This is a genomic window from Pantoea sp. SORGH_AS_0659, from assembly GCF_031453915.1.
In the GTDB taxonomy this organism is placed as follows: Bacteria; Pseudomonadota; Gammaproteobacteria; order Enterobacterales; family Enterobacteriaceae; genus Pantoea; species Pantoea leporis.
Window position 1 is genome coordinate 2,804,074 of sequence record NZ_JAVJAK010000001.1, and the last position, 23,421, is coordinate 2,827,494.

General features: G+C 54.8%; 17 protein-coding genes and 1 pseudogene. 5 read left to right on the top strand and 13 right to left on the bottom strand.

The genetic code is table 11. The annotated features are described in order from the left end of the window. Window positions 1-219 precede the first annotated feature (219 nt). The 4 genes and pseudogenes from pncB to Q3H59_RS13310 all read left to right on the top strand — a co-directional run bounded on the left by pncB (window position 220) and on the right by Q3H59_RS13310 (window position 5,790). Window positions 220-1,440, top strand: a complete 1,221-nt coding sequence (gene pncB, locus Q3H59_RS13295; RefSeq protein WP_254633439.1) for a nicotinate phosphoribosyltransferase — start codon at window positions 220-222, stop codon at window positions 1,438-1,440. A gap of 152 nt (window positions 1,441-1,592) precedes the next feature. Further along, window positions 1,593-2,993 carry an asparagine--tRNA ligase gene (gene asnS, locus Q3H59_RS13300; protein ID WP_309835295.1) on the top strand — a complete coding sequence of 467 codons (1,401 nt, stop codon included), beginning with the start codon at window positions 1,593-1,595 and terminating at the stop codon, window positions 2,991-2,993. 299 nt (window positions 2,994-3,292) lie between these two features. Then, a pseudogene (gene ompC / locus Q3H59_RS13305) lies at window positions 3,293-4,400 on the top strand (porin OmpC). 199 nt (window positions 4,401-4,599) lie between these two features. Further along, complete coding sequence (locus Q3H59_RS13310) at window positions 4,600-5,790, top strand: amino acid aminotransferase (RefSeq protein ID WP_192413848.1); 1,191 nt, start codon at window positions 4,600-4,602, stop codon at window positions 5,788-5,790. 45 nt (window positions 5,791-5,835) lie between these two features. Here Q3H59_RS13310 and Q3H59_RS13315 read toward each other — a convergent pair whose 3' ends face one another. From Q3H59_RS13315 to cmoM, 7 genes are all read right to left on the bottom strand, one after another. Then, window positions 5,836-6,468, bottom strand: coding sequence for an MBL fold metallo-hydrolase (locus Q3H59_RS13315; RefSeq protein ID WP_192413850.1), 633 nt, complete (start codon window positions 6,466-6,468; stop codon window positions 5,836-5,838). Window positions 6,469-6,504: 36 nt separating this feature from the next. After that, entirely contained in the window at window positions 6,505-7,056 is a 552-nt protein-coding gene (locus Q3H59_RS13320; protein ID WP_101760946.1) for a YcbK family protein, read from the bottom strand. A 187-nt stretch (window positions 7,057-7,243) separates the two neighbouring features. Continuing rightward, complete coding sequence (gene ldtD, locus Q3H59_RS13325; RefSeq protein WP_277974707.1) at window positions 7,244-9,073, bottom strand: L,D-transpeptidase; 1,830 nt, start codon at window positions 9,071-9,073, stop codon at window positions 7,244-7,246. A gap of 156 nt (window positions 9,074-9,229) precedes the next feature. Beyond that, entirely contained in the window at window positions 9,230-13,696 is a 4,467-nt protein-coding gene (gene mukB, locus Q3H59_RS13330; RefSeq protein WP_309835301.1) for a chromosome partition protein MukB, read from the bottom strand. Then, on the bottom strand, window positions 13,693-14,427 hold the full coding sequence (gene mukE, locus Q3H59_RS13335) for a chromosome partition protein MukE (protein WP_101760949.1): 735 nt from the start codon (window positions 14,425-14,427) through the stop codon (window positions 13,693-13,695). Before mukE ends, mukB begins: the two co-directional genes overlap by 4 nt. Then, window positions 14,408-15,730 (bottom strand): chromosome partition protein MukF, encoded by a 1,323-nt coding sequence (mukF, locus tag Q3H59_RS13340; protein WP_192413854.1) that lies wholly within the window; start codon window positions 15,728-15,730, stop codon window positions 14,408-14,410. Before mukF ends, mukE begins: the two co-directional genes overlap by 20 nt. Then, on the bottom strand, window positions 15,727-16,512 hold the full coding sequence (gene cmoM / locus Q3H59_RS13345; protein WP_101760950.1) for a tRNA uridine 5-oxyacetic acid(34) methyltransferase CmoM: 786 nt from the start codon (window positions 16,510-16,512) through the stop codon (window positions 15,727-15,729). Before cmoM ends, mukF begins: the two co-directional genes overlap by 4 nt. Before the next feature lie 124 nt (window positions 16,513-16,636). Here cmoM and elyC point away from each other — a divergent pair, with 124 nt between their 5' ends. After that, on the top strand, window positions 16,637-17,422 hold the full coding sequence (elyC, locus tag Q3H59_RS13350) for an envelope biogenesis factor ElyC (protein ID WP_192413856.1): 786 nt from the start codon (window positions 16,637-16,639) through the stop codon (window positions 17,420-17,422). Here the strand turns inward: elyC and Q3H59_RS13355 are convergent. The 6 genes from Q3H59_RS13355 to msbA form a co-directional block, all read right to left on the bottom strand. Continuing rightward, window positions 17,402-18,295 (bottom strand): YcbJ family phosphotransferase, encoded by an 894-nt coding sequence (locus Q3H59_RS13355; RefSeq protein WP_101760952.1) that lies wholly within the window; start codon window positions 18,293-18,295, stop codon window positions 17,402-17,404. The two genes, elyC and Q3H59_RS13355, sit on opposite strands and share 21 nt — an antisense overlap. A gap of 110 nt (window positions 18,296-18,405) precedes the next feature. Next, complete coding sequence (kdsB, locus tag Q3H59_RS13360; protein WP_192413858.1) at window positions 18,406-19,155, bottom strand: 3-deoxy-manno-octulosonate cytidylyltransferase; 750 nt, start codon at window positions 19,153-19,155, stop codon at window positions 18,406-18,408. Next, window positions 19,152-19,334, bottom strand: a complete 183-nt coding sequence (locus Q3H59_RS13365) for a Trm112 family protein (RefSeq protein WP_007887424.1) — start codon at window positions 19,332-19,334, stop codon at window positions 19,152-19,154. Before Q3H59_RS13365 ends, kdsB begins: the two co-directional genes overlap by 4 nt. 90 nt (window positions 19,335-19,424) lie before the next feature. Then, the gene (locus Q3H59_RS13370) at window positions 19,425-20,642 is read right to left on the bottom strand and encodes a winged helix-turn-helix domain-containing protein (protein WP_271459977.1); all 1,218 of its coding nucleotides are present in this window, start codon (window positions 20,640-20,642) and stop codon (window positions 19,425-19,427) included. 22 nt (window positions 20,643-20,664) lie between these two features. Further along, window positions 20,665-21,666, bottom strand: coding sequence for a tetraacyldisaccharide 4'-kinase (gene lpxK, locus Q3H59_RS13375; RefSeq protein WP_110865845.1), 1,002 nt, complete (start codon window positions 21,664-21,666; stop codon window positions 20,665-20,667). Further along, the gene (msbA, locus tag Q3H59_RS13380; RefSeq protein WP_101760956.1) at window positions 21,663-23,411 is read right to left on the bottom strand and encodes a lipid A ABC transporter ATP-binding protein/permease MsbA; all 1,749 of its coding nucleotides are present in this window, start codon (window positions 23,409-23,411) and stop codon (window positions 21,663-21,665) included. The genes lpxK and msbA overlap by 4 nt, the downstream gene beginning before the upstream one ends. Between the last annotated feature and the right edge of the window lie 10 nt (window positions 23,412-23,421).

Genomic DNA, 23,421 nt, shown 5'->3' on the forward strand with positions numbered 1-23,421 from the left:
AAATCGTTAATATGTTGACCCGTCAAAGTCTAAGCGGGTTGTGCCTCTGTTGCCACGGTCAATGCGTGCGTTCGTTGAAAAGGCTACAATTCATTAACAATGGCACAAATGACCCTCGACCTGCCACCCGCAATTATGGTGTGATCGCGGTCATTACTGTTTTATACTCCTGCGTCTTTATGACTTTGTTGAACACCGGGCTCTGCTCCGCGGAAGAGGATGCTGAAACGCACCATGACTGGACATGCTTCCCCGATTTTGACCACGCTGCTTGATACCGATGCGTATAAGCTTCACATGCAGCAGGCCGTCTATCATCGCTATTATGATGTCCCGGTTACGGCGGAATTTCGCTGCCGTGGCGACGAACTGCTCGGTATTTATGCGGACGAGATCCGCGCACAAATTGAAACCCTGCAAACGCTCGCCCTGAGCGACGATGAGTATCACTACCTCAGCGGGCTGCCTTTCTTCCAACGCGATTACCTTGACTGGCTACGCCAGTTCCGCCTCGATCCCTCACAAGTCAACGTACGTAACAACAACGGCCATCTGACCATTCAGATCAGCGGGCCGTGGCGTGAAGTGATTTTGTGGGAAGTGCCGTTGCTGGCGCTGATCAGTGAGGTGGTGCATCGCCATCGCACGCCGCAGATGGGGGTGGATCAGGCGGTTGCGCACTTGCAGCACAAGCTTACGAATTTCCGTCAGCAGGTCGGCGATTGGGATATGTCGCGCTTCCAGCTAATGGATTTCGGCACCCGTCGCCGCTACTCCAAAGCGGTACAGGAAGCGATCGTCGCTACGCTTAAAGCGGAGTTTCCGTGGCTGGTGGGCACCAGCAACTACGATTTGGCGCGCCGCCTGCAGCTTAATCCGGTGGGTACGCAAGCGCATGAATGGTTCCAGGCACACCAGCAAATCAGCCCGGTATTGGCGAACAGCCAACGTGCGGCGCTGCAATCCTGGCTGGATGAGTATGACGATCAGTTAGGTATTGCTTTAACCGACTGCATCACCATGGATGCTTTCCTGCGCGACTTTGGCCCGGGCTTTGCGCATCGTTATCAAGGCCTGCGCCATGACTCCGGCGATCCGCTGGAATGGGGTGAAAAAGCCATTGCGCACTATCAGCGGCTGGATATCGATCCCAAAAGCAAAACGCTGGTGTTCTCGGATAACCTCAATCTGGACAAAGCGCTGGCGCTCTATCGGCACTTCGGCCAACGTGCCAACGTGGTGTTCGGTATCGGAACACGCTTGTCCTGCGATATTCCGGGCGTTACGCCGCTGAATATCGTGATCAAACTGGTGAGCTGCAATGGCAAACCGGTGGCAAAACTCTCCGACAGCCCCGGCAAAACCATTTGCCAGGATAAAGCCTTCGTGCGCGCCTTGCGCAAAGCCTTCGATCTACCGCTGGTCAAAAGAGCCAGCTGATTCTTATAGCAGGGCGCTTGCGCCCTGCTCTCACGCAACAAATCTCCTGTTTACCCGGCAATTTTGCTTGTTTCCTGTGGGCTCGCAAGTAACATAGCAAAACCCTGAAAAAGGGCTTTTATCCACCTTCTTTTATATATAGAGAGAACTTTATGAGCGTTGTGCCTGTAGCGGATGTACTGCACGGCCGTGTCGCGGTTGACAGTGAAGTCACCGTACGTGGTTGGGTGCGTACCCGAAGAGATTCCAAAGCTGGTCTTTCCTTTATCGCCGTTTACGACGGTTCCTGCTTTAATCCCGTTCAGGCCGTCGTCAATAATTCTCTGAATAATTATCAGGATGAAGTGCTGCGTCTGACCACCGGCTGCTCGGTAATCATTACCGGTAAAGTGGTCGAATCGCCGGGCGAAGGCCAGGCTTTCGAGCTGCAGGCGACTAACGTCGAAGTTACCGGCTGGGTTGACGATCCGGATACCTATCCGATGGCGGCGAAACGTCACAGTATCGAATACCTGCGAGAAGTGGCGCATCTGCGTCCACGTACCAACCTGGTGGGCGCTGTGGCGCGCGTGCGTCATACGCTGGCGCAGGCGCTGCATCGCTTCTTCCACGAAAACGGCTATTTCTGGGTTTCTACTCCGCTGATCACCGCTTCGGATACCGAAGGTGCCGGCGAGATGTTCCGCGTTTCGACGCTGGACCTGGAAAACCTGCCGCGCGATCCGCAGGGCAAAATCGATTTCGATAAAGACTTCTTCGGTAAAGAAGCGTTCCTGACCGTATCGGGTCAGCTCAACGCCGAAACTTACGCCTGTGCGCTGTCTAAGGTGTATACCTTTGGACCGACTTTCCGCGCCGAAAACTCCAACACCAGCCGTCACCTGGCGGAATTCTGGATGCTGGAGCCGGAAGTGGCGTTCGCGACGCTGGATGATGCGGCCGCATTGGCAGAATCCATGCTGAAATATGTGTTCCAGGCTGTGCTGAACGAGCGCGCCGACGACATGGCGTTCTTTGCTGAGCGTGTAGACAAGGATGCGGTTGCGCGTCTGGAGCGTTTCGTACAGACCGACTTTGCTCAGGTGGATTACACCGATGCGGTTGATATTCTGCTGAAAAGCGGCCAGAGCTTTGAGAACCCTGTTTCCTGGGGCGTGGATCTCTCATCCGAACACGAGCGTTATCTCGCAGAGCAGCACTTCAAAGCGCCGGTGGTAGTGAAAAACTACCCGAAAGACATCAAAGCCTTCTATATGCGCATGAACGAAGATGGCAAAACCGTAGCGGCGATGGATGTTCTCGCGCCGGGCATCGGCGAAATCATCGGGGGTTCACAGCGTGAAGAGCGTCTGGATGTGCTGGATGCACGTCTGGCAGAAATGGGACTCAATAAAGAAGATTATTGGTGGTATCGTGACCTGCGCCGTTACGGCACCGTGCCACATGCCGGCTTTGGATTAGGTTTCGAACGATTAATCGCCTATGTCACCGGCGTACAAAATGTAAGGGATGTTATCCCCTTCCCACGTACTCCTCGCAACGCGAATTTCTAAATTTAGCGATTAATTATAAGTAATTCATATATATAAAGAGGTCGGCCTAGCCGGCCTTTTTTTATTTTTGTAAATTTAGAGTTCTCTCACAAAGTTCCCGAATTTTTACAAATTGTCATACAATTTTTCCTTTTGATACTTAATTGCGAGATTTGAATCATCTTCGGGCTAGAATTAGCAACCCTGTGATGGAAAGATGCGTGCAGACACAGGAGACATCAAACTTCTTTCAAGGTTCTGTAAAGATTTCTTGGCAGCAGTGGCAGATGTCCAAATAACTCCAATGAGGGTAATAAAAAATGATGAAGCGCAACATTCTTGCAGTGGTTATCCCTGCTCTGTTAGCTGCCGGCGCAGCAAACGCAGCAGAAATCTATAATAAAGACGGCAACAAGCTGGACCTGTACGGTAAAGTCGATGCACGTCACTCTTTCTCTGATAACGCTAGCGATGATGGCGACAAAACTTATGTTCGCTTCGGTTTCAAAGGTGAAACTCAGATCACTGACCAACTGACCGGTTACGGCCAGTGGGAATACAACATTCAGGCTAACAACACCGAAGGCGGCGACGCTCAGGATGGCAACAAAACCCGTCTGGGCTTTGCAGGTCTGAAATTTGGTGATGCAGGTTCATTCGACTACGGTCGTAACTACGGCGTTATTTATGACGCAATGTCCTACACTGACCAATTGCCAGTATTCGGTGACGATACTCTGTATCAAGACAACGACAACTTCATGATTGGTCGTTCAAGCGGTCTGGCGACTTACCGTAACAGCAACTTCTTCGGTCTGGTCCAAGGTCTGAGCTTCGCAGCGCAGTACCAGGGCAAAAACGAAGGTTCTCGTGATCCACTGGCTCAGAACGGTGACGGCTGGGGTACTTCTGTAGCGTATGACACCGGTATGGGTGTTAGCGCAGTAGGTTCTTACTTCTCTTCTGACCGTACTAACGCTCAGATTGCAGATGGTAACGGCGACAAACGCTGACGCATACGGTTTCGGTCTGAAATATGACGCGAACAACGTATACCTGGCAGCATTCTACGGTGAATCACGTAACACCACTGCTTACGGTAGCACCGCTCGTCAGGTTGCTAACAAAACTCAGAACTTCGAAGTGGTTGCACAGTACCAGTTCGACTTCGGTCTGCGTCCATCCATCGCTTACCTGCAGTCTAAAGGCAAGCAGCTGAATGGTAACACCGCTAACGGTGCAACCTTCGCGGGTGGCGATGCTGACCTGGTTAAATACATCGAAGTGGGTACCTACTACTACTTCAACAAAAACATGTCTACCTATGTTGACTACAAAATCAACCTGCTGGATGACAACGATTACACCCGCGCTCAGGGCGTGAGCACCGACGACGTAGTTGGCGTTGGCCTGGTTTACCAGTTCTAATCAACCGATTAGCATTGCGTAATACCTAAAAACGGAGCCCTTGGGCTCCGTTTTGCATTTCAGTGATCGGCTTCGCAATTAGCTTTTCTACTTTATCTCACCGACATATTTCTTTTTTATATCAGCGGTTGGCAAGCGTGCCGACTGACGTTAACCTGATAGCTCATTTCGCTAAAGTTCACCCAAACGGAACTGACTCATGTTTGAATCGATCTCTGCCGCACCCGCCGATCCTATTCTGGGACTGGCTGACCTTTTTCGTGCCGATGACCGGCCGAATAAAATCAATCTTGGCATTGGTGTTTATAAAGATGAAACCGGTAAAACGCCGGTCCTCACCAGTGTTAAAAAAGCTGAGCAGTATTTGCTGGAAAATGAAACCACCAAGAACTACCTGAGCATTGATGGTCTGGCGGATTTCGCACGATGCACGCAGGAGTTGCTGTTCGGCAAAGAGAGCGCGCTGATTTCTGCGGGTCGCGCATGTACCGCACAAACGCCAGGCGGCACCGGCGCCCTGCGCGTAGCGGCAGATTTTCTGGCAAACCAGACCAGCGTCAAGCGCGTTTGGGTGAGCAACCCAAGCTGGCCGAACCATAACAATGTCTTCAACGCTGCTGGCCTTGAAGTGTGTGATTACGATTATTACGATGCCGCAAGCCACAGCCTGGATTTCGACGCCATGGTGGCATCGCTGCAGGAAGCCAAAGCAGGCGATGTAGTGCTGTTCCACGGCTGCTGCCACAACCCAACTGGCGTTGATCCGTCTGCAGAGCAATGGCAACAGCTGGCGCAACTGTCGCTAGAGAAAGGATGGTTGCCGCTGTTTGATTTCGCCTATCAGGGCTTTGCTCGCGGTCTGGATGAAGATGCGCAAGGGCTGCGTATTTTTGCCGCTTCACATCAGGAACTGATTGTTGCCAGCTCTTACTCGAAGAACTTCGGTTTGTATAATGAGCGTGTAGGTGCATTAACGCTGGTTGCAGCGAGCAGCGACGTGGCGAAAACTGCGTTTAGCCAGGTGAAATACACCATTCGCGCCAACTACTCTAACCCGCCGTCACACGGCGCGGCGGTCGTCGCCACCATCCTCAGCAATGACGCGCTGCGCACCATCTGGATTCAGGAGCTGGCCGATATGCGTCAGCGCATCCAGCGCATGCGTCAGCTGTTTGTGAACACACTGGCGGAGAAAGGCGCTAATCAAGACTTTAGCTTCATCATCAAGCAGAACGGCATGTTCTCATTCAGCGGCCTGACCAAAGATCAGGTAGTGCGCCTGCGTGAGGAGTTTGGCGTGTATGCGGTGAACTCGGGTCGCGTTAACGTGGCAGGCATGACGCCAGATAATATGTCGGCGCTGTGTGAGGCGATTGTCGCAGTTTTATAAATCAGGCGGTAAATAACGACAAATGGGCCAAAAGGGCCCATTTTTTTATTCTTGCAGGAACGGATTGCTGATGCGTTCGCGGCCTAGCGTTGAGATAGGCCCGTGACCCGGCACGAAAGTCACATCATCGCCTAGCGGCAACAGCTTGGTTTCAATCGCATCGATCAGGTCGCTGTGGCTGCCCTGCGGGAAATCGGTGCGTCCAACGCCACCGTTGAAAATCACATCTCCCGAAATCAGAAGACGCCCAACGCGATCGAAGAACACAATATGTCCCGGCGTATGGCCCGGACAAAGCAGCACTTCCAGCGTGACATTGCCAACCTGCACAGTTTCACCCTCTTCCAGCCAGCGATCGGGCGTGAGCGGCGCGCACTCGGGCAAACCGAACATGCGGCTTTGTGTGGGCAGATTATCTAACCAGAAAGCATCGAGCGGATGCGGACCGACAATGGGCACCTGATAATGTGCCGCTAGCTCGGCAGCGGCACCAACATGATCAAGATGTCCATGCGTGAGCAGGATCTGAGATGGCGATAAACCACGTTCTGCCAGCACGGCTTTGATGGTTTCCGCATCGCCGCCGGGATCGACCAGTGCGGCTTGTTGGGTTTCGTCATCCCATATAACTGAACAGTTTTGGGAAAAAGCCGTAACCGGAATAATTTGGTAGTTCATAGCGCTCCATGACCGACACACGCAGCGCTGCCGGTATCAGGACCAGTGCCTTGCGGGCCCGGTATCTATGTGTACGAAGTTGCTGCGCGGGTAATATCCTACACCACCGGCGCGCATAGATAACGCCGCTTTGCGAACATTGCTCAACGAAATTCCCTCAATGTGGAAATCCATCGCTTGTCCTTTTGTGTGATAGCTTTTTTTCGCCACGCCCGGGCCCGATTCACGCAGCATGGTGTTGGTGGCTAAGGTGCGGTAACCCGAGATCAACTGCACCGGCTTGCGCGTATCCAGCAATGTTTGCAGGCGGTAAAGCTGGTCAAAAAGATGGGGATCGATGGTCTTCACCTGATTGGCGCGGTAATCACGGAAGAAGTGATTTAAGCGGGCTAACTCATCCTTGTCATAACGCTTACCGTTAAAAAACTCTGTTTTAAGGGTTTCACCGGTGTGAAGGTTACTAAGCGTCAATACTCGTGGGCGGGCGGTGGAAAGCGAAGCCAGAGCGGAGCCAGGAAGCAGTGATAATCCTGCTGCTGCGCCTCCAATCAAGAGTAATCGACGACGTTGAGAATCAATATTAGCCATGAAGCGAGGTTACCTAATCTAAAGCGGATAAAATATGTGCGAAAAGTACACAAGGCCGAACATTAACGTCCGCCTAAGAGTCAGTCAACCCAGAATATGTTGCAGAAGACCAAAACCAGCTCAAAATCAAATTTTCGAGACTGGTCTTGGTTAAATTCATGTGAAGAGAAAACAGCCAAATCAATTACTAGAGTAACAACTGACCGGCTTTATGCAGTACCTGACTACCGGAACGGGCGGGATTATCATAATTGTAAATATCTGTACGATATTGCGGCTGGCCGTCATCTGCGACCCATGCGGTTAAATAGTAAAGGTTCACAGGAATACGATGGCGAATCGGCACGTAACGGGTATTTCCCTCTTTCAAGGTGTCTGAGATACGGCCGTCGTTCCAGCCCACATCCTGCAACAGCAGATCGGCCAGTTCTGAGGCTTTATTCACGCGCACACAGCCCGAACTGAGCGCACGAATATCGCGCTGGAACAGGTTATGGTTCGGCGTATCGTGCAGATAAATCGCATCCGAACTCGGCATGTTGAATTTGTAGCGACCCAGTGAGTTGGTTGCGCCCGGCGCCTGTCGAATGCGATACGGGAAGCTCGCGGCCGACACCATACGCCAGTCAATCATCGAAGGATCGATCACTTCCGCATCCGCACTCCAGCCCGACAACAGCGTATAACCGTGCTTATACAGATAAGTCGGATCCTGTTTCACCTTCGGCACAATATCCTGGCGCACCAGCGTGGTTGGCACGTTCCACGGTGGATTGAGCACCACATTATTCAGCGCGCTACGCATCAGCGGCGTTTTGCGGTCAGGACGACCCACAATCACGCGTGATGACAAAATGGTGGCGCCGTTGTTGTAGTAGGTCAGCGAATAGTTGGGAATGTTCACCATGATGCCGTTATGCATATCATCCGGTAGCAGACGCAGGCGCTGGATGTTGAGCGCCAGCAGCGAAGCACGCATCTGCGGCGGCACATTCAGCCATTCACGGGTACGCGGACCAATTGCGCCGTCATCGGCCAATCCCTGCCAGTGCTGGAAGCGTTTAACGCCCTCCACCAGCGCAGCGTCATAGACGTTGGGTCCGGTTGCCGTCGGATTGGCAGCCACATTATTGGCCACTTCAGGCGTCGCCGCGAGAGCCGGAGCCGCATCAATATCATCAAAGTTTGCTGCAGACGGGCTCACCGCCACCGGCTGATTGCTTTGGCTCAACGGAACCGGCGCAGTTGGCACCGCGTCTTCCGCCGGCGTTGGCGTAGTACTATGGCTGGCGGTCAACATGCCGGTGCGTTGCAGAATCTCACGCAGCGCAGGCACATCATTACTGATCTGCCCTGGGCGTAGCGTAACGGTATCACGCAGCTGTGGCCATGGGCGATCGTCGGTGAGTAGCGTTTTCAGCGCATTATGCATCGGCGCATATTGCGGATGCTGCGGTTGCAACGAGACCACAAAAGTCCGGCTGCCGCCGCCGTTCACCGCATTTTGCCATTGATTGATGGCCGCCAGAGATGGCATGGTCAGCTTGTAAGGAACATTGCTGTAGAGCCAGGTTTCGCCCTGTGTCGGCACATTGGCAACAAACTGCAGATAACCAAGCATCGCATCACTGAGCACGATGTCGCGCGCCAGGCCTTTGATGTTCGGATTGGTCAGACGCTCAACCCAGCGGGTGAATTGCGGCTGCACGCCAGAGAGCGCCACTTCCGCCAATTGCTGCTGGAAAGCCTGCACCGCTTGCGGGTCTTGCCATAGCGGAGCCATATCGCGCGACGCATAAATACCGGCTAAACCGGGCAAATAGAAAGGTTGTTCAGTGGCGCTGAACGCCTGCTGAATCTGCTGCTGGCTGGCAGCAACCGACATCGAACTGTGGTGCGTTGAATTGGGTAGCGTGGAGGTGATGGCCGCATGGCTCACAGCCAGCGGCGATAGTACCAGTGACAAACCGAGTGCTACTGCAGCACGACTCATTTTGCTCTTATTGTTTAGCAACATCCCTGCCCCCTTCTCACCAATGACATAGCGCCCTGTGATCGCCATGTACAGCCATACTCATAATGTTGAGTATACGAATAAAAAACGGCATCTGCCTCTCAGTGCAGATGCCGCATACAGATTAAACGTAGTGCTGTTTTTTAACCAGATTAAGCGCTATGAATTCTCATATTCAAGACCGACCTTAGGACTTTGATCCTTGCTCGGTGCAGGATCTGCCGAGAAGCCGCGCAGCCCAACCACATGCACATGTTCGGTGTTATTGAACATTTTACGCACCAGTTTGTAGGTGGTGCCTTTTTCTGGGCTGATGTTCTCTGGCGCCGCGATGATCAGCTGCATCTCCAGACGTTCGCACAGCTCAAACAGTGTGGCGATCGAACGCGCATCGAGACGCGCCGCTTCATCAAGGAACAGCAGACGACACGGCGAAATATCTTTGCCGCGCAGACGACGTGATTCCTCTTCCCAGCTCTGTACCACCATCACCAGAATCGACATCCCGGTACCGATCGCTTCACCGGTAGAGAGCGCGCCACTTTCTGCACGCAGCCAGCCGTCAGTACCACGGTTCACTTCCACTTCCATCTCAAGATAGTTGCGGTAGTCGAGCAGCTCTTCGCCGATGGTTTGCGGCGTGCGCTGGCCCATATCGATCTGCGGATTCAGGCGCTGATAAAGTTTCGCCAGCGCTTCCGAGAAGGTTAAGCGGTTGCTGGTAAACAGATCCTGATGCTGTTCATGCTCTTCCGACAGCGTATCCAGCAGCGTTGAGTGCGCTTCACGCACGTTCACGTTGAGGCGCACGCTGCGCACCTGACCAAAGCTTACCGCCTGCAACCCCTGGTTCAGCTGGCGAATACGGTTTTGCTCGCGCTGGATGGTTTTACGAATGATGTTCGCCGCACTGCGTGAGCTGATTGCCAGCGTCTGTTCACGCGCCGTCAGCTCTTCGGTCAGACGATTCAGCTCAATCTCCATCTGCTCGATGGCTTCAACCGGATCGTCGGTACGAATGATGTCCTGGCGAATACGTTCGCGCAGATGCTGATACACCGCAATAAAGAACTGAATCTTACGCTCCGGACGTTTCGGATCTTCAGACATACGCAGCACATCGCGCAGATGTTCGTTATCCGCCACCGCCAGACGCAGCGCACCCAGCGCCTTATCCGACATGGAACGCAGCTCATCGCCGCTGAGATAGGCCAGCTCGCGACGATGCAGACGACGCTCAACGCCATTCTCTTTCACCAGACGCAATACCGTGCACCAGCCCGCTTTCGCGCTGACCACCTGCTCACGAATCTGATGATAATCGCGCTCCAGCTTGCGCAGTTTCTTCTGCAGGCTGTCCATTTCGGCTTCACAGAAGGTGATCTGTTTTTCCAGCTGGTTGCGACGCGCGCGATTGTGGCTCAGCGCGCTATACAGCTCATCACGACGAATGCGCGCGCGCTCTTCTGCACTGGCATCGGCATGCACGCCGATATCCTGCATCTCTTGCTGCAACTCTTTCAGCATGTCGCGTTTGGCATCGTAAGAACTTTTTAGCGATGCCAGCACCTGCGAATACTGCGTCAGCTGGGCCTGATGTCCACGCAGACGTTCGCGTGCGCGGCTGCGCTCGCCTTCCGCCTGCTCCAGACGCTGACGCAACTGCTCGTTGAGATCGCTGTTGCCACCCAACATACCAGCCGAACTTTCATAGCTGAAGTGCGCGCGGCGCTGCACCACTTCGGTCAGCGCAAAGGCTTGCTGACGCGCATCACGCTGCTGCTGCTGTGCCTGCTGATAGTCGCGCTGCAGCTGTTCGTGCTGCTGCGGATCGCTTTGCAGTACCGCAATCAGCGGCTCCAGCTTGCTGAGTTTGCTGCCGTGCTGATGCAGGAAGCGCGCGGCTTCCTGTGCTTCTTCGACGCGCTCGCGGATCTCTTCACAGCGATCGCCAAGCGTGTCGTCGAGCAGCAGATTTACGCGCGGCAACAGGCGGTTCAGCTGGCTGACGCCCTCTTTTGCCTGCTCAAACTGCGCGCGCTGCTGCTGATTGTCATTCTCGTGCTGCGCCAGCGCCCGCTCCAGCTCGCCACGACGGCTGTTAAGCTGACGAATCTGCGCTTCCGGATCTTCATCAAACGCCACCGCTAAATGGCTACCGATGAAGCGGCTGAAGGATTGATGCAGACGCTGAGTTTTCTGTACATCAAACGACAGCGTGGCATAACGTTCAGCCAGCTGTTCACGTTCGTTGTTCAGCAACTCAAGCTGGTTTTCACGCGCCGCGCGACCAAACAGCGGCACTTTCGGGAAGCGGGAGTAGCGCCACTGACGCTCAGCCACTTTCACCACCACCGCTTTTTCCAGCTCTTCGACGCTAAATACGCTGTCGTCAAAGGCTTGCGGATCGCCTTCAATCAGATAGAGATCTTCCGGGCACTCGTCTAAACCGTCGAGCAGGTCGCGCACCAGCGACAGATCTGGCACTACGATGGCGTGGCGCGATGGACCGTATAGCGCCGAGAAGTACGGTGCGTCATCCAGCGTAACGTCATCATAAATTTCCGACAGCAGCACGCCGCCAAAACGTTCCGCCAGCTGCGTCAGGCGCGCATCTTCCGCACCGCCCGGTTGGCTCAGACGTTCAATCTGCTGTTCAACTTCGCGCTTACGCGCGGCCAGCTCGTCGCGCTCAACCGTGGTTTCACGCTCGCGCTCCAGCAGTTGCTGCATAAATTCGGTGATTTGCTGGCTGCTGGTCAGCTCCTGACCGGTTTGCTCGCTCAGCTGCGTCAGGATTTCCTGCGCCGCCAGCCAGTGTGGCGCACGCGCGGTCAGCGCAGTGATGCGTTCACGCAGCTGCTCCAGCTCCTGACGCATCAACATGCGGCGTTCACCGGCATCGGCAACGCTGCTATTCAGTTGCTCAATCTGCGCTTCGAGTTCACGCTGCAAGCCTTCCAGCGCATCCGCATCGTATTGCTGGCCCTGACGTTTGCAGAAATCCGCCAGCAAACGCTCAGCATCATGCTGCTCACGCAGACGGGTTTCTAATTCATTGAGGCGCAGACGCAGCGAGGAAAGCTGTTCGGCCTGGTGGCGCTGATTGCCAGCGTCGCGCAGTAATTCGCGCCCCACTTGCCACGCATCCTGACGACTGACGTCACCGGCGATGCTGGTAACTAACGCTAACGCTTGCTCAAACTGGCTGTGTGCCGCTTCGGCGACGCTCAGTTTCTGTTCCAGACGCAGCAGGCGCTCGGTGGCTTCTTCTTCACGCGCCTGGAAGGTTTCCTGCCATTCGGCCGCGTTATCGATAGTTAAATCAGGCAGCTGACACTGCGTACGCGCCTTTTCCAACGCCTGCAAGGCTTGCTGATACTGGATTGCCCGCGTCTGTTGCACGTCGAGCGCCTGCTGGAAATCGGCGAGTTGGCTTTTCAGCTCATCGACTTCCACCTCAGCTGCTTCGGCACGTGCTTCATTCTCTTCCTGCATTTCGCGCGCTTCGGCAACCACTTCGTTCTGCTCTTCGAGGCGATAGGTCAGCTCTTCCAGATCGGCATCATAACGCTCGATTTTTTCCTGCTGGCGCATGGCGGTTTGCACCAGATTCAGATGGTCGCTAGCGCCCTGATAATCGCTTTCCAGATCGCTCTCAGCACCGCTGTGCTCGGCCAACTCGCGCGCCATTTCAATGTGGCGATACTGCTCGGAAATCAGCTGGTTGCGGCTGGTAAACAGCTCATTACGCAGCTGCAGCGCGCCGTCGAGGTGAATACGACGCTCGTTGGCGTGGCGCATGTAGTCGGCGGAAACGTAGTTGGTAGCTTCCGAGATCAGATGCTTAAACAGGTCGCGATCGGATTGGGTGACGCGAATCGCTTCCAGCGTCATGCGGTTTTCCCGCAGCGCGGCTTCCATATCCTGGAAGGCTTTACGCACACCGCCGTTTTCTGGCAGCAGGTAATCGCGCAGTGAACGGGTGATAGCGCTGGAGATACCGCCGTACAGCGAAGCTTCAATCAGGCGATAGAACTTACTGCGATCGCTGGCGTTACGCAGACGACGCGGCACCACACCGAGCTCGAACAGCACCGCATGGTAATCGGTGACCGAGTTGTACTGTTTGAATTGCACGCCTTCCTGTGCTTCCACGCGCTCCTTTACTTCCGTCAGCGGCAACACGCGCGCCTGGCGGTTATTAAGGATTTCGGTCAGCATATCGGTCGCCTGTGAATCGCTCGGCAAGCCGTGAATACTGAATGGTTTGATATCGACCTTTTTATCGCGTCCCGCTACCTGCTGCAGACGTACGCCAACAATCACGCGTTGATGGCGTGAGTTGACCACATCCAGCACCGAATAACAGACGCCGGCGCGTAGCTTGCCGTGCAAACCTTTATCACGCGAACCGGAAGTTGCACCGGCTTCGGTGGTGTTACGGAAGTGCAGCAAGGTTAAGTCAGGGATCATCGCCGTCACGAAGGCGGCCATGGTGGTGGATTTACCCGCACCGTTACCGCCCGAAAGCGTGGTGACCAGTTCATCAAGATCAAAAGTACGGGCAAAGAAGCCGTTCCAGTTGATCAGCGTTAGCGAACGAAATTTACCGCGTTCAATCATGCTTGTTCATCCTCCGCGTTATCACTCGCGTCGCTTTCAGCGTCAATATCGTTATCTGCTTCATCGTTCTCAGTCGCAGCCGGCGCACTTTCCAGCGTCATCGCTTCACCGTCACGTATCAGGCGCAGCTGCGCTTCACGCGCATCGTCACCGCTGCGCACGTCGGCGCCAAAGCGGAACACTGATTCGGTGATGCGGAATTTGCTGCTGTCGTTGCCCATAAACCACACCATGCCGAGACGGCGCAGGCGACTCAGCGACGCGCGCATTTTTTCCTGCAGCTTGGCGCGGTCAAGATCGGAACCGGTGGAACGCTGATTGACCAGCTTGAGCAGTTTGCTCTCATCGGCCAGCGACAGCAGTTCGTCGTACAGCTCTTGCTGGGTAAAAATCCCCTCATTCGCCAGACGTTCCGGGCTGAGATAGAGATAGCAAAGAATTTTGCCCACCATCATATCCAGCTCGGACAACACCGAGCGTGGAATCAAAGTGGTTGAACGCGGACGCAGATAGAAGAAGCCTTCCGGCGCGCGGATCAGCTCAACGTTGTAGCGCGCGTAAAACTCTTCGAGATATTCCTGGTAATCCATCAGGAAGGCGTGATTATCCAGCTCTTCAATGCCAATGTGGCGACCCGCGCGTAACTGGCTATCGAGCGCCGGGAAAATCGGGTTTGCCAGAGCCAATGCCAGTTTGACTGGCATCACTTGTTCAATATTTGTCGATGACATGTGCCTGCACCTTGGCTCCGTAATCATTAATGGCCTGCCATTGCGCAGGCAGACCGGCTAAATCAGCTTCGGCCACGCCGAGTCGCACCGCTTGATCGATGACGATACGCGCCAGATCAAAGTGGCGCGCGCGCGGATACTGCGACAGATAGTCGCGCATCACCGTGGCCAGATGGAGCGGCTTCTGCTCCTGCTTATAAATCTGCAGCGCCTCTTCGATCATCGCGGCCAGCTGCTCGCGAATCTCATTAAACTCTTCGTATTCCATTTCCGGCGGCAGCTCGCCCATCACCTCGTCATTACGCAGCGTCATCTCTTCATCGCGCATATCGTAGAGACGATCGGCATTGGCGTAGGTCAGCGCCCACGGCTGATCGAAATAGTTTTGCACCGACAGGCGTAAACGCTGAGCAAACACGCGGTTCTTATCCATGTCGATGGCGGTACGAATAAACTTGTGTACATGGCGGTCGTAGCCGATCCACAGATCGATAGCCTGCTGGCCCCAGCTGATGATGCGATCGAGCTTGTTTTGTAGGTCAAACACCAGCTTATCGACAAAGCCCAGATCCGGGCTGCTCAGCGTCGCATCCTGGATGCGCAGCAGGTTGGCCTGCAGCTTATCGCCGGCCGCCTCCAGCGTATCCTGCAGTTCACGCAGCGTACCGGACGTTTCCGACAGCAACATTTCACAGCTGGAGATCGCCGCGCGCCAGTCTTTGTTAAGCAGATCGGCAATATCGGTTTTCACCGCTTGCTGCTGCTCATCCATCAGACGCTGCGTCATGTCGATGCTATCGAAGATTTCCGCCACCGAATATTTCAGCGGCGCAAACACGTTACGATGCCAGTGGAATTCATCACCGTCCTCTTCGGCGGCATCCGCGGCGCGTTTCAACTCCTGCGCCACAATCGACAGCTGCATCGACAGGCGCAGCGTGGAGAACTCGCGCTGGCGGATGTAATAGTCGGTAATGCCGATGGCGAGTGGCGTCAGGCGATAGATGGCGTGCCCTTCCGTCAGCTCGCTGGTAAAGCGGTTCAGCAAGCGCTGACGCACCATGTCATTGATGGCGTTATTGGCACGGACATGCACAGTTTCGTGGGTTTGTTCGAATGCTTTGCTAACGTGACGAAACGCGTCAATCAGCTCGCCTTCACTCATCTCACCGTCCATGCGCTCACCGTTTAAGGTGGCGATGGCCAGCAAAAAGGCCAGACGTTCTACCGGCAGCGCAAGCGAAAAATCGTTCTTGCGCGCCCATGCCACCAATTCGGGGACCGTCTGGGAAAATTCGCTCATAGTTGATCCTTCTGGCTGGGTTTGCGCGCGGTCACGTGGATATAGCGCCCTAAGCTTAAAAAGGGCTCCTGGCGACAGAAACGCCGTTCCATCTCAATGATTTCCTCAACGCTCTTCCCTGCGCCGGGTTGCGGCTTCATGTAATCACAGAAGACGCGAATGCCCGCACGCCGTTCAATTTCAAATCCGCAGTTTGTCAGCCAACGCGTCACATCATCCGGATCGCGCGGGAAATCGGGCGACAGCGTGCGCTTTTTACGTTTGCTCATATTGGCGCGCATATAGCCGAAGTTGCCAAGCGTCAGGGTGCGGAAGGTTAAGCCGTGCGCGTTGTAAAACATCAACGACAGCACGCCGCCGGGCTTGAGCGTGTGCCACAACGCTTGCAGCACCTCTTCCGGATGCGCGACCCATTCCAACACCGCGTGAAACAATACCAGATCAACCTGCGTATCCAAATGTTCGCCCACCTGCTGGGCGCTAATTTGTTTGAATTGCATGTTGTGGCTCACACCCGCGGCAAGCGCATGGGCTTCCGCCAGCTTCAGCATCTCAGCAGAGAGATCGCACAGCACAACCTGATGACCGCGCGCCGCCAGCCCGCTTGAGACTTGTCCCACGCCGCCGCCGGCATCCAGCACCTTCAAGGATCCGGCAGGCAATGTCGGTAACAGAGCTTCCAGTTCGTCCCAGACAATCGCCTGGCGCACTTGCCCTTTGCGCGTGCCATAAATGTTCTGTGAGAATTTGTCCGCCAGATCGTCAAAGTTACGATCCTGCATGATGATGGCTCCGCTTTGCTGCATTCAACTTGTGCTATTTTGTCACAGGCTCAACAAGAATGAACCTTTCATGCCGCAGTAACCGTCTGGCAGCTGTTTTTTTGGACAAAAGAGGCCATATTCGATGTTTTTCGCATTTAAAAAAGTCATTGGCGGGATGTTGCTTCCCTTGCCGCTGCTGTTATTACTGATGGCGGCAGGACTTTTGCTGCTCTGGTTCAGCCGCTGGCAAAAAAGCGGCAAAATCCTCATCTCTTGCAGCTGGCTGCTGCTACTGATTTTGAGCCTGCAGCCGGTTGCCGATCGCCTGCTGTCACCGCTGGAAAATCATTATCCCACCTGGAACGGTAACGAGCCGGTCGATTATATCGTGGTGCTCGGCGGCGGCTATACCTTCAATCCGAATTGGGCACCGAGTTCCAACTTGATTAATAACAGTCTGCCGCGCGTGGCCGAAGGCGTGCGTCAGTGGCGGCGCTATCCGCAGGCCAAAATGATCTTTACGGGCGCAGCAGCCGGCGAAAACCCACGCAGCAGCGCCAGCGTGGCGGCCGAAGTGGCGGAAAGTCTGGGCGTGCCATCAGCAGCGATTATTCAGTTGGATCAACCAAGAGATACGATTGGCGAAGCTCGCGCGGTGAAACAGACGATTGGTGAACACCCGTTCTTACTGGTGACTTCCGCCAACCATCTGCCGCGTGCCATGCATTTCTTTCAAAGTGCCGGCATGAATCCGCTGGCCGCACCGGCAAATCAGTTGGCGGTGACCTCGCCGCTAAACTGGTGGGAACGCGTTATTCCGTCACCGCTGTGGCTAGCACACAGTGAGCGTGCGATCTATGAAACGCTGGGACAAACCTGGCAGAAGCTGCGCGGTGACTATCTCACCTCAACCCAGCCAGGGGAGTAATTGCGCGCGGGCGTGATCGAAGCGCGGACGGTCAAACTGTCCGCTGCTGACCAACGTGTCGACGCAATCCCACAGCTGATACAACCAGCGCCGCCAGAGAAAACCTTCCGCCACGGGCGCCCGCTGCAGATAGTGCTGCAGCAGTGACGCTTCTGCGCCGCTATCCGCCAGGCGCATCAGATCGTATTCGCGCGGTGCCCAGAGAATGTTGCCTGGCTGCATCATGGCAATAAGCTGATCGCTGTGCGCATCTTTTAACATACTGGCTAAGCGCAGGTTGCCGTGCATCAATACGCAGGGATCGTCAAATCCGTTGAACAGACGCGGTAATAGCTGACGGCTGCGAAACAGAATCTGACGATCTTCCAGTGTAAAAAACGGCGGTGACAAATAACCCAGCGTTGACCACAACACATCCACTCGCTGGCGATACCATGCGGGCCAGTTATTTTCCTGCACGCTGTCCACGCTGCCGACTAAGCCATGGCTGTCGATACGATGCCACGCCAGCACGCCTTCGACGATCTGTTCGCACAGCTGTTCCCAGCGTGCTGCGCTGCGGGCCGGAGCTTCCGCAGAAACACCGTTAAAGCGTGCCATCAGCAACATTTCATGTACCGGCTTTTGCTGGCTAAGCACCAGACCAAACACGGCAGGCACGGCGATCAAGCCATCATGACCGAGCATGGTCAGTTTTTTAGCTTCCAGCGCAGCGCGTCCCTGATGACGAAAATATTTCGCCACCAGCGGCATCGGTTTACCGGCGTTATCGTAAAGCGCATACAGCCGCGTGTGCGCCTGCTCGCTAATGGTTTCGAGACGACTGATGCTTTCACCAAGCACCAACGCGAGTTCTGAACGGAGCTGTTCCATGCAATATCCTCCGACGTCAAAGGGCTGGAATATGCTGGAGGTGATGGCGGCGCAAAGCTTAGCGCCAGATCAAACTTTCAGGCCAGCGAGAGCCGCTGGCCGGTCGGAGATTAACCCTGCATAGCGAGACGAACCCGCTCAAGGTCTTCCGGCGTATCCACCCCAACACTTGGGATAGTTTTTGCCACCGCGACGTGAATCTTTTCACCGTACCACAGCACGCGCAGCTGTTCGAGCAACTCAATGAGCTCCAGCGGGCAAGGTTCCCACGCGATGTAGCGACGGATGAAACCGGCGCGATAGGCGTAGATGCCAATGTGGCGGAGCAGCGTGTCGCCAATCTGCTCGCGCGAACGCGCATAACGCTCGCGATCCCAGGGAATGGTGGCGCGTGAGAAGTAGAGCGCATAACCTTTGGCGTCCATCACCACTTTCACCGCGTTCGGGTTAAAGGCTTCTTCTGCATCGGTGATCGGCACCGCCAGCGTTGCCATCCCGGCTTCAGATTGCGCCAGATTACCTGCTACCTGACGTACAATCTCCGCCGGGATCATCGGCTCGTCGCCCTGCACGTTAACGATGATCGTGTCGTCGGCAAACTGATACTTTTCGATCACTTCGGCCAAACGCTCAGTGCCGGACTGATGATCGACCCGCGTCATGCACACTTCGCCGCCGGCCGCCGTTACCGCCGCTGCCACATCCGGATGATCGGTGGCGACAATCACGCGATCGGCACCCGATTCACGGGCGCGTTCCATAACGTGCAGCACCATCGGTTTACCCTGAATATCCACCAGCGGTTTGCCGGGCAGACGCGTTGAAGCGTAACGCGCAGGAATAATGGCAACAAAACTCATGGATGAATCTCTTCAACAGACAGCGTACGCGCTTCCACTTCCAGCAGCACTGGAATACCGTCACGTACCGGGTAAGCCAGGCCATCCGGTTTACAGATCAGCTCTTGCTGCTCTTTGTTGAAATAGAGTTTTCCGTTGCATACCGGGCAAGCAACGATTTCGAGTAAACGGTGATCCATAATCTTCTCCATTCAGGACCGATTCAGACGGGTAGCATAGCATAATAGCGTGCGCGTGAATGATGCACTCAAGCCGGACAAATGGCAGCTTTATTCACCAATCGACCAGCGAGTTGACCAGGCAGCCAGCAGTTCTGCCGGCGCATTTTCGATAATCACTTGGTTGGCGCCTTGCCACGCGGCGAAGCGATTAATGGCTTTTTGGACGTCATTAAGGAAAGCGTTACTGATGCGTGTGCCCTCTTCCAGCCAGAATGCACGAACCACTAATTGCTGCGCCTGACGCTCCATTTTGGCATCAATGCGCGCTTTCAATAATCCGCGATGCAGGACCGGCAGGACAAAATAACCATATTTGCGCTTTTCCGCAGGCGTATAGCACTCAATGCGGTAATCAAAATTAAACAGCTCCAGCGCGCGACGACGATCCCAAACCACTGGATCAAAGGGTGACAACAGCGCGGTATGTGTGGCAGAGAGTGGCTTTTCCAGCAGCGGCAATAATGCGTGGTGTAACCACATTTCGCCCAGTTGCTCGACCTCAACACGCACAATTTCTCCGCGCGCAGCCGCATCCTCAAGCCATGACTTGAGCGGTGCGCGTTTGAGCCGGTAATAATCGGCTAACCAACTGCCACGGAAAATGCCGAGACTGCATGCGCTGTGACTCAGCATCTGTAACACCGCTTCGTCTTCACTTAACGCATGCTGTTCATCAATCCAGTCCGGCATCACGCGGCTGTGCAGATCGTAAACCCGCTGGAAGTTGCGCCGCTCCACCACCATCAACTGACCCGCGCTGAACAAATTCTCCAGATGACGCTTATGCGGCTTCCACGCCCACCAGCCCGGTTTGGTCTGTTTATCATTACTGAAATCGGCTGCTCGCACTGGGCCGTTGGCGGAGATGTGTTGCAGAAGGTCAGTGATTTCCTGTTGATGTTCCTCAACCCATCGCTGGTTGTACTTCCAGCCCAGTCGCTGCGGTTCCAGCATGCGGTGGCGCAGCAACGGGTAATCTTCAGAAGGAATAAAACAGGCTTCATGAGCCCAATATTCAAATAATGCGCCCGAGGCCAGCGCCTCTTCCAGCCAGTTGGTCTGATACGCGCCAAGGCGGCTAAACAGCACCAGATAAGGACTGCGTGCCACCACATTGATGGTATCAATTTGCAGCAAAGACATCTGACGCACAGTCGCGTGTATATCGGCAAAGCGCGCACGTCGGCCTAAAGGACGTAACAGTCCCTGAGCAGCCAGATGCAGATGACGAGCAGTTTGCAACGAGAGGGAAGCGACGAGGTTCATAACTCCATTCCCTTTTCGGTGGTTAGCGCGAACGGGCGTCGCGCGCGGTAGTGCAGAGATGGGTGATATCGTCTAACAAGGTTGTCACCGCCGCGCCTTGCAGATGCGCATCAACCGGCAAATACCACCAGTTTGGGCGAGCAAAACTACGGCATTTTACCGCATCTTTTTCCGTCATCAGCAAGCACTGATCTGCCTGAGTCAGACGCCGCAATTCGTCTTCGCTGTAAGCATGGTGATCGGCGAAGGCAATTTCAGCCACTGGCTTGATGCCTTGCTGCTTAAGCGTGTTGAAGAAGCGCGGCGGATGACCAATGCCGGCCATCGCGACAATTTCCGGCAATTGCGCTAACGCCACGCTTGCACCGTTGATCAGGTTGACCGCCAGACCGGGCTGCAATGACATCGCAATTTCGCCCGCCTGCGCATCGCCGCCGTTAACAATCACCGCATCTACGGTGCTAAGTCGTGAGGCGCGTTCACGCATCGGCCCAGCCGGTAACCACCAGCCATTACCAAAACGACGCATCCCATCCACCACCACAATTTCGCGATCGCGCTGCAGCGCGTAATGCTGCAGGCCATCATCGGTGATAATCACATCCAGATCGTGCGCAGCGAGCAAGCCTTCTACCGCCAGACGCCGCCGTGGCGCAACGGCGACCGGCACCTGTGTGCGTTGAGCGATCAGCACAGGTTCATCGCCGGCCTGCGCCGTGGGCGTTTCAGCGGTAACCAGCAGCGGATAACGTTCAGCTTTTCCGCCGTAACCCCGCGACACCACGCCAGCACGTACTCCGCGTTGTTGCAGCGCCTGCACCAACCAAATCACTACGGGCGTTTTACCATTCCCACCTGCGGTGAGGTTCCCCACCACAATCACAGGGCAAGGCGCGCGCCAACTTTTTCGCCAACCGCGCTGGAAGCTGAGGCGAATCAATAGGGTAATCGCCCCATAAAGCAGACTCAGTGGCCATAGCAGCAGCCATAACGGCGAACGCCCGCTCCAGATGCGTTCGATCATTGACCGAACTGCAGTTTGTGAAGCTGCGCATAGGCGCCCTTCTGTTCAAGCAGCACGCTGTGAGTACCGCGTTCGACAATGCGACCATCTTCAACTACGACGATCTCATCGGCTTTCTCAATGGTCGACAGACGGTGCGCAATCACCAGTGAGGTGCGATTTTTCTGCAGCTCATCAAGTGCGGCCTGAATCGCCCGCTCAGATTCGGTATCGAGCGCTGATGTGGCTTCATCGAGAATCAAAATCGGGCAGTCACGCAGTAACGCACGCGCAATCGCAATACGCTGACGCTGACCACCGGAAAGCAGCACGCCATTCTCACCTATCACGGTATCAAGGCCATTATCCATCTTCTGGATGAAGTCCATTGCATGCGCCATGGTCGCAGCCTGCTCGATTTGCTCGCGCGTGTATTGACCATTACGGGCATAAGAAATGTTGTTGGCGACGGTGTCGTTGAAGAGATGAACGTTCTGGGAAACCAATGCCACTTGATTACGCAGTGAACGCAGGGTGTATTCGCGCAGATCGTGGCCATCCAGCAGAATTTCACCGCTATCAATGTCGTAGAAGCGCGTCAGCAAGCTGGCCATAGTGGATTTACCAGAGCCAGAACGGCCGACCAGTGCAACGGTTTTACCGGCAGGCAGCGACAGGTTGATATCACGCAGCGCAGGAATTTCACGGCCTGGATAGGTAAAGGTCACGTTGCGGAATTCCACATCACCCTTAGCACGATCCATTTCACGCTTACCGTTATCCACTTCCTGCTCACTGTCAAGAATCGAGAACAGCGTCTGACAAGCCGCCATACCGCGCTGGAACTGTGCATTCACGTTGGTCAGTGACTTGAGCGGACGCATCAGGGCGATCATGGATGAGAAGACCACGGTGATGGTACCGGCTGTCAGCGTTTCCATCACGCTTGGGAAACTGGCGGCATAAAGTACAAATGCCAGTGCCAGCGAGGCAATCAACTGGATTACCGGATCAGAGATTGAAGATGCTGACACCAGTTTCATGCCTTGTTGGCGCATCCTGTTACTGACCTGAGAAAAACGCTTGGCCTCCACTTCCTGGCCACCAAAGATCAGCACTTCTTTATGCCCTTTTAGCATCTGTTCGGCGCTGGTGGTGACCTGTCCCATGGTGTTCTGCATGTTCTTACTGATGCTGCGGAAACGTTTGGAAACAGTACGAATAGCAAAGGAGACGATCGGTGCCAGCACAATGAGAATCAAAGACAGCTGCCAGCTGTAATAGAACATCATGATGAACAGGCCAATGATTGAGGCCCCTTCACGCACCACCGTAACCAGTGCACTGGAAGAGGAAGAGGCCACCTGTTCAGAATCGTAGGTGATGCGTGACAGCAGCGTCCCCGTTGATTGCTGATCAAAGAAGGTTACCGGCATGCCCATCATATGGCCGAACAGGCGGCGACGCATGTTCATGACCACGTTGCCGGACACCCATGAGATGCAGTAACTGGAGATATAGCTGGTCACGCCACGTACCAGCATCAGGCCAATTACCACCAGCGGCATCCACAGCATTACGGATCTGTCTGCTTTACCGAAGCCATCATCCAGTAAAGGTTTCAACAGAGAGAGCATCAGGGTATCGCCTGCCGCATTGAGTATCAGCGCCACCGCTGACACATACAGGCCAGCCTTGTGGGGCGCAATCATCGGCCAGAGTCGACGGAATGTCTGCCACGTTGAGAGATCTTTATCTTGATGCATTATTTATTCA

Coding starts and splice junctions, on each gene's coding strand:
- cmoM (WP_101760950.1), bottom strand. CDS start 16,512: ATGCAGGATCGTAACTTTGACGATCTGGCGGACAAATTCTCACAGAAC.
- asnS (WP_309835295.1), top strand. CDS start 1,593: ATGAGCGTTGTGCCTGTAGCGGATGTACTGCACGGCCGTGTCGCGGTT.
- lpxK (WP_110865845.1), bottom strand. CDS start 21,666: ATGATCGAACGCATCTGGAGCGGGCGTTCGCCGTTATGGCTGCTGCTA.
- Q3H59_RS13355 (WP_101760952.1), bottom strand. CDS start 18,295: ATGGAACAGCTCCGTTCAGAACTCGCGTTGGTGCTTGGTGAAAGCATC.
- Q3H59_RS13320 (WP_101760946.1), bottom strand. CDS start 7,056: ATGGCTAATATTGATTCTCAACGTCGTCGATTACTCTTGATTGGAGGC.
- mukF (WP_192413854.1), bottom strand. CDS start 15,730: ATGAGCGAATTTTCCCAGACGGTCCCCGAATTGGTGGCATGGGCGCGC.
- Q3H59_RS13370 (WP_271459977.1), bottom strand. CDS start 20,642: ATGAACCTCGTCGCTTCCCTCTCGTTGCAAACTGCTCGTCATCTGCAT.
- kdsB (WP_192413858.1), bottom strand. CDS start 19,155: ATGAGTTTTGTTGCCATTATTCCTGCGCGTTACGCTTCAACGCGTCTG.
- Q3H59_RS13365 (WP_007887424.1), bottom strand. CDS start 19,334: ATGGATCACCGTTTACTCGAAATCGTTGCTTGCCCGGTATGCAACGGA.
- mukE (WP_101760949.1), bottom strand. CDS start 14,427: ATGTCATCGACAAATATTGAACAAGTGATGCCAGTCAAACTGGCATTG.
- ldtD (WP_277974707.1), bottom strand. CDS start 9,073: ATGTTGCTAAACAATAAGAGCAAAATGAGTCGTGCTGCAGTAGCACTC.
- mukB (WP_309835301.1), bottom strand. CDS start 13,696: ATGATTGAACGCGGTAAATTTCGTTCGCTAACGCTGATCAACTGGAAC.
- msbA (WP_101760956.1), bottom strand. CDS start 23,411: ATGCATCAAGATAAAGATCTCTCAACGTGGCAGACATTCCGTCGACTC.
- Q3H59_RS13315 (WP_192413850.1), bottom strand. CDS start 6,468: ATGAACTACCAAATTATTCCGGTTACGGCTTTTTCCCAAAACTGTTCA.
- elyC (WP_192413856.1), top strand. CDS start 16,637: ATGTTTTTCGCATTTAAAAAAGTCATTGGCGGGATGTTGCTTCCCTTG.
- Q3H59_RS13310 (WP_192413848.1), top strand. CDS start 4,600: ATGTTTGAATCGATCTCTGCCGCACCCGCCGATCCTATTCTGGGACTG.
- pncB (WP_254633439.1), top strand. CDS start 220: ATGCTGAAACGCACCATGACTGGACATGCTTCCCCGATTTTGACCACG.